This window comes from Stenotrophomonas sp. GL_111 (assembly GCF_057835245.1).
The window spans coordinates 1,269,887-1,281,916 of record NZ_CM174421.1 but is presented as its reverse complement, the minus strand read 5'-3'; the positions used below and the strand labels follow the sequence as shown (position 1 = coordinate 1,281,916).

Here is a 12,030-nt window from a genome sequence, read left to right as displayed (position 1 = left end):
TCCTGTCGTTCAATTCAAAAAGGGAAAGGGCTCAGCGCGGCGCCTGCAGCATCTGCTGCAGGGCCTGGGCGATGTCGCCGAAGGCACGGTTGAGGTCGCCGCTGGCGGCGCCACCATCAAGGCCACGCCCCTGCGCACCGACGATCACCTTGAGTGAGCGCAGCAACCGCGCCGCGGCCACGGCCTGCGGGTTGTCGGCGCGGCGTGCGGCCAGCAGTGCCTGCACCGCCGGGTTGTCCAGGTTGATGTACAGCCGCGAGGTCGGGCGGGTCTGGATGCGGGCGGTGAACTGGCGCGCCAGGCGCAGGGCCGCCATCGACACGCGCTTGTCGTTGTCGTCGTTCTCCAGCCGCTGCTTCAGTTCGGCCTCGCGGTCGGGCACCACCACCACCGGCAGCTCGGCCGGATCGAAGTGCGCGGGCAGCAGCTGCTCGCCATCGCCCAGGTGCTGCTCCAGCCAGGCCATGTCCTCGGCCGGCAAGGTATCGGTCTGGAACAACGCGCGGTTGCCCTGTTCGGTGCCCAGCTCCACCAGGCGCATGCCGCGGGCCTGGGTCCAGCGGCGCAGGAACGGCACCACTGCGTAGCGGTTGCCGTGTGCGACCGGCACGCCCATCGCACGGAACAGCATTTCCTCGAAGCCGCCGCCACTGTCCAGGATCACGTGGACCGCGCCACGCGCGGGCAGCTCGCTGGCTTTCATGTCGCCCTGCGAGGTCGGCAGGCGCACGTGCTCCAGCAGCAGTTGGAACAGGCGCTCATCGCACAGCGCGGCCCCCAGCAGCGCTTCGTTGTGGCGCGCCAGGATGCGCCGCCAGGCTTCGGGCTGGGTCCGCGCGACCTCGGCCAGGCCGTCGATCAGCGCCTCGCCCAGTGCGTGCTGGACGGCGGCGTAGGATGCGTCGCGCTGCAGATCTTCGCGGCTGGCGGTGGGGGTGAGCCGGTTGGATTCGATCACCCCGCCGATGAAACCGGCCCACGGCGGCAGCAGGTCGCGTGCATCGTCGTCGAGCAACATGCCGCGCACGAACACCGACAGGTTGCGGTTGTCGCTGGTGCCATAGGTGGCGCCATCCTGGACCCAGAGCAGGCCCACCGCATCGCTGTCGCCGACGGCACGCACCGGCACCGCGCAGATGGGTTCGAAGTGGCGCTCGAAACGCGCGGCGAACTCCACCGCGCGGCGCTGTGCCTGCAGCGGGTGCAGCAGCACGCCATCGCGCGGTCGCCACGGCGGCGGCTCGGGATTGATCGCCTGCGTATCGCGGCCGATGTGGATCGGCTCGCCGAGCAGCGCGCAGTAGCGGCCGAGGATGTCGCGCAGGTGCGCTTCCTGGGCCAGGTGCTGGAAGTCGGTGTGCAGTTCCAGCAGCACTTCGGTGCCCACCGCACGGGCCGGCATCGGCGACACCGTGTACTGCTCGGCGTTGCTGGACACATAGCAATGGCCCAGCGCGGGATCCTGGTAGGAGGTGGTGCGCACGGTGACCCGCTTGGCCAGCACGAAGGCGGACAGGAAGCCCAGCCCGAACATGCCGATCAGGCCTTCATCGTCGTCACCGGCCTGGCGCAGGCCGCGCGTGTAGCCGACACCGACCGTGGCCAGGTAGTCGTGGATTTCCTGCTGGGTGAGCCCGGCACCGGTATCGATGATGCGCACGATGCCGGTGTTGGCGTCGCCGTGCACTTCGATCCGCCCGGGCGTATCCCAGCCCGGCTGTTCGAGCCGGCGCCGGACCAGCGAATCGTGGGCGTTCTGCACCAGTTCGCGCAGCGCCACCACCGGGGTGGAGTACAGGTGCTTGCCAAGGACCGTCATCAATCCGTTGAGATCGACACCGGCGCGGCGGATTTCGCTGGCACCGCTGGCTTCGAGGGACGTGTCGTACATGAAATCGTTTTCTCTGGCGTGCGTACCCTGGCGCGGGCACGGGCTGGAACGAAGGGTCAACCGTAAAAACTAGCATAGCGACGATGGCATGCGCATGCCCGGAAGGTGCGCATGGACCACCCGCGGGCAGCGCCGCACGCACGCAAATGCCGGGGCGCGCCTGATACGACAACGCACCCCAGCGAACAACTCAGATCGCGTCGATCGCCTCGGACAAGCGCTCCACCGCGATCACCTCCATGCCTTTCACGCTGCCGGTCTTGGGCGCATTGGCCTTGGGCACGATGGCACGCTTGAACCCGTGCGTGGCCGCCTCGCGCAGCCGATCCTCACCGTTGGGCACCGGCCGGATCTCGCCCGACAGGCCAACCTCACCGAAGGCAATCGTCTTGTCGGCCAGCGGCCGGTCCTGCAGCGAGGACAGCACCGCCAGCAGCACCGGCAGATCCACCGCGGTTTCCTGCACACGGATGCCGCCGACCACATTGACGAACACGTCCTGGTCGCCGACCAGGACACCGCCATGGCGATGCAGCACCGCCAGCAGCATCGCCAGCCGGTTCTGCTCCAGGCCCACCGCGACCCGGCGCGGATTGGACAGCGGCGAGGCATCCACCAGCGCCTGCACTTCCACCAGCAGCGGGCGGGTGCCTTCGCGGGTGACCATCACGCAGCTGCCGGGCTGGCGCGTGCTGCCGCCGGACAGGAAGATCGCCGAGGGATTGGAAACCTCCTTGAGGCCCTTCTCGCCCATCGCGAACACGCCCAGCTCGTTGACCGCGCCGAAGCGGTTCTTGAACGCGCGCAGCAGACGGAAGCGGCTGCCGCTTTCGCCTTCGAAGTACAGCACCGCATCGACCATGTGCTCGAGCACGCGCGGGCCGGCAATGCCGCCCTCCTTGGTGACGTGCCCGACCAGGAACACGGCGGTGCCGGTTTCCTTGGCAAAGCGCACCAACCGCGCCGCGCTCTCACGCACCTGGCTGACCGAGCCCGGCGCGGCGGTGAGCGATTCGGTCCACAGCGTCTGCACCGAGTCGGCCACGATCAGCCGCGGCTTGGCCACGCTGGCGTGCTGCAGGATCGCCTCGACCTGGGTTTCGGCCAAGGCGTTGACCCCCTCCAGCGGCAGATCCAGCCGCACCGCGCGCCCGGCCACCTGCGACAGCGACTCCTCACCGGTGATGTACAGCACCGGCAGGCTTGCGGCCATCTTCGCCACCGCCTGCAGCAGCAGGGTCGACTTGCCGATGCCCGGGTCGCCGCCAACCAGCACCACCGCACCCTCGACCAGGCCGCCGCCCAGCACCCGGTCGAACTCGCCGATGCCGGTGCTGACCCGCAGGTGCTCGGTCTGCTGCACGTCCTTGAGCGCCATGATCCTGGGCGCATCCACCTTGCCGGCCCAGCCGGAGCGACGGGCGGCCGGCGATTTGGCCGCCGCCGCGCTTTCCAGGGTGATCTCGCTGAGCACGTTCCAGACGCCGCACTCGGTGCACTGCCCCTGCCACTTGCTGTACTCCGCGCCGCATTCGCTGCAGACGTAGGCGGTGAGCCTCTTGGCCATGTCCAGTTCCACTTCATCGACTGTCGGGCAGGATAGCCGAGCCGCGTCGCAACAACCGAGACGATGCGCGCGCCCGCTCAAGATTCCGCGCGCGCCGCCGATACTGCGGCGGGCCACTGCCCTTCCCCACTTTCCAGGTTTTTCCATGACCGGCACCTACAGCCTGAGTCTTGTCGTGTTCTCGCTGCTGGTTGCGATCCTCGCTTCCTACACCGCGCTGGACATGGCCGGCCGCCTCGCCAGCACCCAGGGCCGGGTGGCACGCTGGTGGCTGGCCGGCGGCGCCGGCGCAATGGGCATGGGCATCTGGTCGATGCACTTCATCGGCATGCTGGCCTTCCGCCTGCCGATTCCAATCGGCTACGACCTGGCCATCACCCTGTACTCGCTGGCGGTCTCGGTCAGCGCCTCGGCCTATGCCTTGTGGCTGGTGTCGCGGCCAACCCTGCCCTGGCGGCGGCTCGCGGCCGGCGCGGTACTCATGGGCCTGGGCATCGCCACAATGCACTACCTGGGCATGGCGGCGATGCGCATGCAGCCCGGGATCGACTACGACCCGTGGTGGTTCGCCGCCTCGGTGCTGATCGCCATCGGCGCGGCCGGTGCGGCGCTGTGGATCGCCTTCCGGCTGCGGCTGGAACAACGCAGCCCCTACCTGCTGCGCGGGCTGGCTTCGGCGGTGATGGGCGTGGCCATCGTCGGCATGCACTACACCGGTATGGCCGCCGCGCGCTTTCCGGCGGGCAGCATCTGCGGCGCGGTGAACGGCCAGGGCCTCGACAGCAAATGGCTGGCGGTACTGGTCATCGTCACCACTCTTGCGACCACCGGCATCGCGCTGATCGCCTCGGTGTTCGACCGCCAGATGCGCACCCGTACCGGCATGCTCGCCAACTCGCTGGCCCAGGCCAACGAGAAACTGATCCAGGCGGCCCTGCACGACCCGTTGACCCAGCTGCCCAACCGCATGCTGCTGCAGGACCGCATCGAACAGGCCATCGAGAAGGCACAGCGTCGCCAGGTGAGTTTCGCGGTGATGTTCTGCGACCTCGACGGTTTCAAGGCCATCAACGATGCCTACGGCCACCAATTGGGCGACAAACTGCTGATCCAGATGAGCCGGCGGGTGGCCACCCTGCTGCGTGCCCAGGACACCTTCGCGCGGCTGGGCGGCGATGAGTTCGTGATCGTGTTCCAGGTCGAAGCGCCGGAGGATGCCGCCGTGGTGGCCGAGCGCATCATCGCCACCGTGGCCGAACCGTTTCTGATCGACACGCTGGAACTGCAGGTCAGCGCCAGCCTCGGCATTGCCCTGTACCCGGCCGACGCCACCAATGAGCGCGAACTGATGGCACACGCCGACGCGGCGATGTACCACACCAAGGAAACCGGCCGGAACGGCTACAGCTTCTTCACCGAGTCGATGCACGTCAGTGCCAACCAGCAGCTCAAGCTGCTGCAGGAGCTGCGCCGGGCGATCCAGCGCGATGAGCTGGTGCTGCACTACCAGCCCAAGTTCCCGGCGTCCGGCAAACCGCTGATCGGCGCCGAGGCCCTGGTGCGCTGGCAGCATCCCGAGCTGGGCCTGCTCAGCCCGGATGCGTTCATTCCGATCGCCGAGCGCAGCGGTCTGATCCTGCCGCTGGGCGACTGGGTACTGGACCGCGCCTGCGCGCAGCTGCGCCAGTGGCACGATGCCGGCAACCCGGAGTGGTCGATGGCGGTCAACCTGTCACCGCTGCAGTTCGCCTCCAGCACGCTGCTCGAAACCGTGCGCAACACGCTGGAGCGCCACGGCCTGGCACCAAGTTCGCTGACCCTGGAAGTCACCGAAACCACCGCCATGCGCGACGTCGAAGCCAGCCTGCAGATCCTGCACGGGCTGACCGCGATGGGCGTGAACATCTCCATCGACGACTTCGGCACCGGCTACTCCAGCCTGCTGTACCTCAAGCGCATGCCGGCCACCGAACTGAAGATCGACCGCGCCTTCGTACATGACCTGGAAGAGAACGCCGAAGACGCCGCGATCGTCTCTTCGATCATCGCGCTGGGCCGCTCGCTGCAGCTGCAGATCGTCGCCGAGGGCGTGGAAACCGACAGCCAGCGCCAGTACCTGAGCGACCTGGGCTGCGACCTGCTGCAGGGCTATCACCTCGGCAGGCCGGTAGCCGCTGACGAATTCCTGCGCCTGTCCCAATCCCCCTGATACACGCCCGGTAGTGCCGGATGCCGGCCGGCACCTTCAACACACCGAACGCAAACCCACAGACAACAAAAAGGCCGCCCAGGGGCGGCCTTTCCGTATGCAGCAACGTCGCGAAGACGTCAGTGCATCATGTGCACGTTCATGTTGTGCATGACCCACAGCGAGCCGGCGACGATGATGCCGATCACCACGACGGTGAAAGCCGCCGCGCTGACGTTCCAGCGCTGCTCGGAGGAGCGGTCCAGGTGCAGGAAGAACACCAGGTGCACCAGGATCTGCAGCACCGCGGCGATCACCACGATCACGCCGGTGGTGAAGCGCGGCAGGTCGCCGTGCATCACCGCCCAGAACGGGATGATGGTCAGCACGGCCGCCAGCAGGAAGCCGATCAGGTAGGACTTCACGCTGCCGTGGCTTTCGCCGCCGGCACCGTGGCCATGATCGTGTGCGTGATTGTCATGTGCGGCCATTACAGCGCTCCATTCAGATAGACGACGGAGAACACGCCGATCCAGATCAGGTCCAGGAAGTGCCAGAACAGGCTCAGGCACGCCATGCGGGTCTTGTTGGTCGGGGTCAGGCCGTTCTGCTTGATCTGGATGAACATGATCAGCAGCCACAGCAGGCCCGCGCTCACGTGCAGACCGTGGGTACCCACCAGCGCGAAGAACGCCGACAGGAACGCACTGTGGTCCGGACCGTAGCCCTCATGGATGAGGTGGTTGAACTCCCACACTTCCATGACCATGAAGCCGAAGCCCAACAGCCAGGTCAGCGCCAGCCACAGGTACATCTGGCCGATCTTGTGCTTGTGCATGGCGATCATGCCCAGCCCGAAGGTCAGCGAGGACACCAGCAGCAGCGTGGTTTCCCATGCCACGAAGGACAGGTCGAACAGGTCCTTCGGGCCCGGGCCGCCATTGGTACCGCCGGACAGCACGATGTAGGTGGCAAACAGGCTGGCGAAGATGAGGCAGTCGCTCATCAGGTACACCCAGAAACCGAAGACGGTGTTGCCGCCGGTGTCGTGGTGCTCGTGCTCGTCATGGCCGTGGGCCGCCGCTTGCGCGGCGTGCCCATGGTTCATGGTGTTGGGGATAGTGCTGCTCATACCTTCAGCTCCGATTTCACCAGGCCCTGCGCCACCAGGTGGCGACGGTGCTCATTCTCGATCCGCTCCACTTCGGCAGCCGGCACGTAGTAATCCACGTCCTTGTCGAAGGTGCGCCAGATGAAGGTGCCGATCATGCCGACCAGGCCAACGATGGCCAGCCACCAGATGTGCCAGATCATCGCGAAGCCGAACACCAGGCTGAAGGCACCGATCACCACACCGGTACCGGTGTTGCGCGGCATGTGGATGTCGCTGTACTTGGCCGGGCGTTCCCACGCCTCACCACGCTGCTTGCGCTCCCAGAAGTCGTCCAGTTCGGTGACCTTGGGCAGTGCGCCGAAGTTGTAGAACGACGGCGGCGAAGAGGTTTCCCACTCCAGCGTACGGGCATCCCACGGATCGCCAGTGAGATCGGCGTTCTTCTTGCGGTCGCGGATCGAGACGATGATCTGGATGATCTGCGACAGGATGCCGGCACCGATGATGAACGCACCGACCATCGCGATCACCAGCAGCGGCTGGTACTCCGGGTTCGGGTAGCTCTGCATGCGGCGGGTCATGCCCATGAAGCCCAGGATGTACAGCGGCATGAAGGCCACGTAGAAGCCGATGAACCAGCACCAGAACGCGCGCTTGCCCCATGTTTCATCCAGGCGGAAGCCGAACATCTTCGGGAACCAGTAGGTGATACCGGCGAACATGCCGAACACCACGCCGCCGATGATGACGTTGTGGAAGTGGGCGATCAGGAACAGGCTGTTGTGCAGCACGAAGTCGATGGCCGGGATCGCCAGCATCACGCCGGTCATGCCGCCGATGGTGAAGGTGACCATGAAGCCGATCGTCCACAGCACCGGGGTGGTGAACTGCACACGGCCGCGGAACATGGTGAACAGCCAGTTGAAGATCTTCACGCCGGTCGGGATCGAGATGATCATCGTCGTGATGCCGAAGAAGGCATTGACGTTGGCACCCGAGCCCATGGTGAAGAAGTGGTGCAGCCACACCAGGAACGACAGCACGCCGATGCAGGCGGTGGCGTAGACCATGCCCTTGTAGCCGAACAGCGCCTTGCGCGAGAACGTGGCGATCACTTCGGAGAACACGCCGAAGGCCGGCAGCACCAGGATATAGACTTCCGGGTGACCCCAGATCCAGATCAGGTTGATGTACAGCATGGCGTTGCCGCCACCGTCATTGGTGAAGAAGTGCGTGCCCAGGTAACGGTCCAGGGTCAGCAGCACCAGGGTGACGGTCAGCACCGGGAAGGCGGCGATGATCAGCACGTTGGTGACCAGAGCCGTCCAGGTGAAGATCGGCATCTGCATCAGCTTCATGCCGGGGGTACGCATCTTCAGGATGGTGATGAAGAAGTTGATACCGCTCAGCGTTGTGCCCAGGCCTGCAACCTGCAGGCCCCAGATGTAGTAATCGACACCTACCCCTGGACTGTATTCCTTGCCTGACAACGGCGGGAAGGCCAGCCAGCCGGTCTGTGCGAACTCACCGACACCCAGCGAGATCATCACCAGGCCCGCGCCCGCCACGAACAGCCAGAAGCTGAGCGAGTTGACGAACGGGAAGGCCACGTCGCGTGCGCCGATCTGCAGCGGCACCACGACGTTCATCAGGCCGGTGATCAGCGGCATCGCCACGAAGAAGATCATGATCACGCCGTGGGCGGTGAAGATCTGGTCGTAGTGATGCGGTGGCAGCACACCCTCGTTGCCACCGGCCGCCATGGCCTGCTGGACACGCATCATGATCGCGTCGGCGAAGCCGCGCAGCAGCATGACGAAGGCGACGATGAGGTACATCGCGCCGATCTTCTTGTGGTCGACCGAGGTGAACCACTCTTTCCAGAGATAGCCCCACAGCTTGAACTTGGTGATCAATGCCAGCACCAGCAAGCCGCCGATCCCCGCGCCGATCAGCGTGGTGATGATGATCGGGTCGTGCGGGATGTCGGCAAATGTCAGCTTACCCAACATATTCATGCTCATTCTCCCGAGCCCGCGTGGCCGGTGTGACCGGCGGCGGCGTGCTCGTCTGCAGTGTGTTCGGCGTGCGCGTCGGCAGCACCGGCGGCCTGGGCCGCAGGCGCGGTGCCGGCGTCATGGCCTTCATGGGCAGCGCTCATGGCCTGCATGTCGTGGCCTTCGTGGCTTTCGCCCTCGGCGCCGTCATGCTTCATGGCCTTGTGGTCGTGCTTCATGCCGTAGTGCTGGTTGTCGCCCATGTGCTTGGCGATGACCCAGTCGAACAGGCCGGCCTCGGTAGTGCCGTAGTAGGTCACCGGGTGCCAGTCGTGGTTCTTTTCGGCGGTCAATGCATGGAAGGCCGGCTTGTCCAGGGTGGCGCTCTCGGCGCGGACCTTGGTCAGCCATTCCTGGTACTGCGCCTCGGTGACCGAGTGCGCGGTGAAATGCATCTTGCTGAAGCCCGCGCCGCTGTAGTGCGAGGACATGCCCGGGAACTCACCGGTCTCGTTGGCGATCAGGTGGAGTTTGGTCTCCATGGCCGTCATCGAGTAGATCATGCTGCCCAGGTGCGGGATGAAGAACGCATTCATCACCGAATCGGACGTGATCTTGAAGTTCAGCGGGGTATCGACCGGGAAGGTGATCTCGTTGACCGTGGCGATGTTCTCTTCCGGATAGATGAACAACCACTTCCAATCCAGGGAGATGGCTTCAATCACCACCGGCTTCTTGTCCGACTCCAGCGGACGGTACGGGTCCAGCGCGTGCGAGGAACGCCAGGTCAGCACGGCCAGCACCAGCACGATCATGCACGGGATCGACCACACAACCACTTCGATCGCGGTGGAATGCGACCACTTCGGCTCGTAGCGCGCCTTGGTGTTGGAGGCACGGTACTTCCAGGCGAAGGCAAGGGTCATGACGATGACCGGCACGACGACCAGCAGCATGAGCACGGTAGCCGTGATCAGCAGTGTCTTTTCATCGTGGCCGATCTGGCCCTTGGGGTTGAGGATGGCCGAGTTGCAGCCCGTGAGGAACACGGACAACGCAAACAGCAGGCCCGGACGCAAAAAGCGTCCAAGGGGGTTCAACGGAATCATCGGTCGATCCAATTGCGTAGGGAATGCCAGGTCAAGCCCGCCCCCGCCGGCCAAAGCCGGGTGTGCCGGTCCAGGGGACAGGCACGGAGGACGATCATGTCAGCCCTCTAATTTTAGGCCGTCACGCACCATTTAAGAAAGGCATTGACAATGATCCGGCGCAGGAAAGACCTGTTTTTGGCTGCGACACGTTGTCGCAGTGGCGGGCAATGGCCCGGATTGGCAAGGTTGGGCCGTTCATGTATAGACATGAATGGGGGTGCGGCGTCTCTGTTCGGCGGTGTCCGGGCCTGTCCTGCTGCACGAGCAGGCCAACGTCCGCTGGAGCGTGCCCTACAGGTACCCATCTCCAGCCTCGGCCGCGCGCCCTCTCAGAAATTCGATTGGAGGACATCGGACGATGATCCTTTCGCGCCCGACTTCCTTGAACGGGGTCGAGGCTCTATTGCTCCAACCCTTCTCGCGCCATGAGCTCCATGAGCTCCATGAGCTCATGGGCCAATGACACGCCTACGTCCATGGAGACGTCAATCCTGGTGGGATATGAGTCTTTGCCAATGGTCGCAGATGATTCACGAATCTACACCACTCAATGCCAACAGGAAGACGCCCTCACCACCACGCTTCAAATCCATCACTCCGCTCCTGCTCCCGGCGGATCTGTCCGCTTAGGCAATGTCGAAATAGATGCATCCCAATCGCTCATACCGGACACTTCCATCATCCCTGAGAGCACGTTGATTGGAGCAAATCAGAGCGCGCGCCGCGCATCTACTCACATGCCACCAGACGCTCCAGAAGGGACTGCCGCGCCGGCAGAGAAGCAACCTCCTGCTCACTGATCTCTCGAAAACCGTCACACCAGCGGTACAACTTGTTGCCCTCAAAAAAGACGGACACAAGGCGGAGCAACAGCACCTCGTCAAGCTTACTACCGCCCTCATCCAGCTCAAAGACAAGAACAGCTTCGCTTATGTCGCTCACCGGCAGAGAAAGCACTTCATTCTGCATGTATTCCGCCAGCGCCGCCCCTCTAAGTATTTCGATCCTGATGAAGGGCTCCTCATACTGGCCGCGACTCCAATCGGCATTGACCTCCCACTTGTTCACCTTCAAATCAAGGAAGCTGCAATCATCCAAACTTTCTCGATCCTGAAAGTAGGACACGGGAGCAGCACCCCATGCAAGACTGATCAACAACTCCCTCTCGGGCAAAACGACCCCTGCTCCGATAACAGCAACATACCTGGCACGCATTACACACCCCTGCTTCTGGCAGCCACATCAGACGCTTTTCAGCACTATTGACCAGTTGCTCCCTTGCGGACTTGGGCACCATTTGAATATGCCAACCAATGCTGTCACAGCATGCGACAACGCGAAAATGACTTGCCGCTATCCCAGGACCCCCTCCGCAGAAGATATCAGTGAGGCACTTCGTCGCCAGTGCACCACTTATGAAAGATGCCGCATTTGTCTCGGCCAATAGAGCATCCAGCACGACGTGCGAGATCAACTGAAGGGGCGCATCAGGACTCCTGCAGCGGGTCGGATCGAGCTCACTACCGATGAAGATCGCCGCATACGGCGCCAGCGCAATGGCAGCCAACTGACCGCCGCACCACCCACCATGCACATCAAGAACCAAGCCTGGCCGGCCGACGCTCCGGCCGCTGGCCATAGTGCAACTCCAACAAACGTATGCAGCGATTGATCAGCCTCTTGCCCAAGGGCTGGCACAAAACAAGCCCGACCTATGGCAGCCAGCCACCCAGATCAAGGGAAAACTCATCCCCGCATCGCTCATCGGCAAACCTTGCCCGGCCTGATGGGTAGTAGACAATGAATCCACCCTCATGACTGTCGATAAAGTCGCCGATTGCGATTTCCGTATTGAGAGCGACCGCAAGGTAAGCCGCGAACTTACCCAACCCTTCGCCCAGAACATCCAGATCCGAGTATCCCCTGATCAAGGTCTGGAAATCGCCGCCATCAATGATCAACTCCACTCCGGCGCAAGCATAATCACCGGCAATAACCCGCTCCCAATAAACATCGGCTGGCAGCACGAAACCCTCTGAAACCCTGTAGAAAATGGAGAATTCTCGCCCAAACTCCTCAAACTCAATAGCTCTACCAATTGAAACCTCGAAGATCTCCACGT

Annotated in this window: 9 protein-coding genes; 1 reads left to right on the top strand and 8 read right to left on the bottom strand. The window is 63.8% G+C overall.

What is annotated here, in order from left to right:
* Positions 1-31: 31 nt before the first annotated feature.
* Both AC3IPM_RS05750 and radA read right to left on the bottom strand, forming a co-directional pair.
* A complete protein-coding gene (locus tag AC3IPM_RS05750; protein WP_489302997.1) occupies positions 32-1,891 on the bottom strand; it encodes an ATP-binding protein in 1,860 nt (619 codons plus the stop codon).
* Between the two features lie 190 nt (positions 1,892-2,081).
* A complete protein-coding gene (radA, locus tag AC3IPM_RS05745) occupies positions 2,082-3,458 on the bottom strand; it encodes a DNA repair protein RadA (protein WP_489302996.1) in 1,377 nt (458 codons plus the stop codon).
* 145 nt (positions 3,459-3,603) lie between these two features.
* On the opposite strand from radA, the gene AC3IPM_RS05740 reads away from it, so the two are divergent.
* Positions 3,604-5,667: a putative bifunctional diguanylate cyclase/phosphodiesterase gene (locus tag AC3IPM_RS05740; RefSeq protein ID WP_489302995.1), complete on the top strand. Its 2,064-nt coding sequence runs from the start codon at positions 3,604-3,606 to the stop codon at positions 5,665-5,667.
* A 119-nt stretch (positions 5,668-5,786) separates the two neighbouring features.
* On the opposite strand, the gene cyoD is transcribed toward AC3IPM_RS05740, so the two are convergent.
* The 6 genes from cyoD to AC3IPM_RS05710 all read right to left on the bottom strand — a co-directional run bounded on the left by cyoD (position 5,787) and on the right by AC3IPM_RS05710 (position 12,028).
* Positions 5,787-6,137 carry a cytochrome o ubiquinol oxidase subunit IV gene (gene cyoD / locus AC3IPM_RS05735; protein WP_489302994.1) on the bottom strand — a complete coding sequence of 117 codons (351 nt, stop codon included), beginning with the start codon at positions 6,135-6,137 and terminating at the stop codon, positions 5,787-5,789.
* Positions 6,137-6,778, bottom strand: coding sequence for a cytochrome o ubiquinol oxidase subunit III (cyoC, locus tag AC3IPM_RS05730; RefSeq protein ID WP_489302993.1), 642 nt, complete (start codon positions 6,776-6,778; stop codon positions 6,137-6,139). The genes cyoD and cyoC overlap by 1 nt, the downstream gene beginning before the upstream one ends.
* A complete protein-coding gene (cyoB, locus tag AC3IPM_RS05725) occupies positions 6,775-8,772 on the bottom strand; it encodes a cytochrome o ubiquinol oxidase subunit I (protein ID WP_489304018.1) in 1,998 nt (665 codons plus the stop codon). The genes cyoC and cyoB overlap by 4 nt, the downstream gene beginning before the upstream one ends.
* Before the next feature lie 8 nt (positions 8,773-8,780).
* Positions 8,781-9,866 carry a ubiquinol oxidase subunit II gene (gene cyoA, locus AC3IPM_RS05720; RefSeq protein ID WP_489302992.1) on the bottom strand — a complete coding sequence of 362 codons (1,086 nt, stop codon included), beginning with the start codon at positions 9,864-9,866 and terminating at the stop codon, positions 8,781-8,783.
* A gap of 771 nt (positions 9,867-10,637) precedes the next feature.
* Positions 10,638-11,123, bottom strand: a complete 486-nt coding sequence (locus tag AC3IPM_RS05715; RefSeq protein ID WP_489302991.1) for a hypothetical protein — start codon at positions 11,121-11,123, stop codon at positions 10,638-10,640.
* Between the two features lie 497 nt (positions 11,124-11,620).
* Positions 11,621-12,028: a hypothetical protein gene (locus AC3IPM_RS05710; RefSeq protein ID WP_489302990.1), complete on the bottom strand. Its 408-nt coding sequence runs from the start codon at positions 12,026-12,028 to the stop codon at positions 11,621-11,623.
* Between the last annotated feature and the right edge of the window lie 2 nt (positions 12,029-12,030).

Excerpts from the sequence above, each read along its gene's own strand:
- AC3IPM_RS05750 (WP_489302997.1), bottom strand. The coding sequence starts at position 1,891 with ATGTACGACACGTCCCTCGAAGCCAGCGGTGCCAGCGAAATCCGCCGC.
- radA (WP_489302996.1), bottom strand. The coding sequence starts at position 3,458 with ATGGCCAAGAGGCTCACCGCCTACGTCTGCAGCGAATGCGGCGCGGAG.
- AC3IPM_RS05740 (WP_489302995.1), top strand. The coding sequence starts at position 3,604 with ATGACCGGCACCTACAGCCTGAGTCTTGTCGTGTTCTCGCTGCTGGTT.
- cyoD (WP_489302994.1), bottom strand. The coding sequence starts at position 6,137 with ATGGCCGCACATGACAATCACGCACACGATCATGGCCACGGTGCCGGC.
- cyoC (WP_489302993.1), bottom strand. The coding sequence starts at position 6,778 with ATGAGCAGCACTATCCCCAACACCATGAACCATGGGCACGCCGCGCAA.
- cyoB (WP_489304018.1), bottom strand. The coding sequence starts at position 8,772 with ATGTTGGGTAAGCTGACATTTGCCGACATCCCGCACGACCCGATCATC.
- cyoA (WP_489302992.1), bottom strand. The coding sequence starts at position 9,866 with ATGATTCCGTTGAACCCCCTTGGACGCTTTTTGCGTCCGGGCCTGCTG.
- AC3IPM_RS05715 (WP_489302991.1), bottom strand. The coding sequence starts at position 11,123 with ATGCGTGCCAGGTATGTTGCTGTTATCGGAGCAGGGGTCGTTTTGCCC.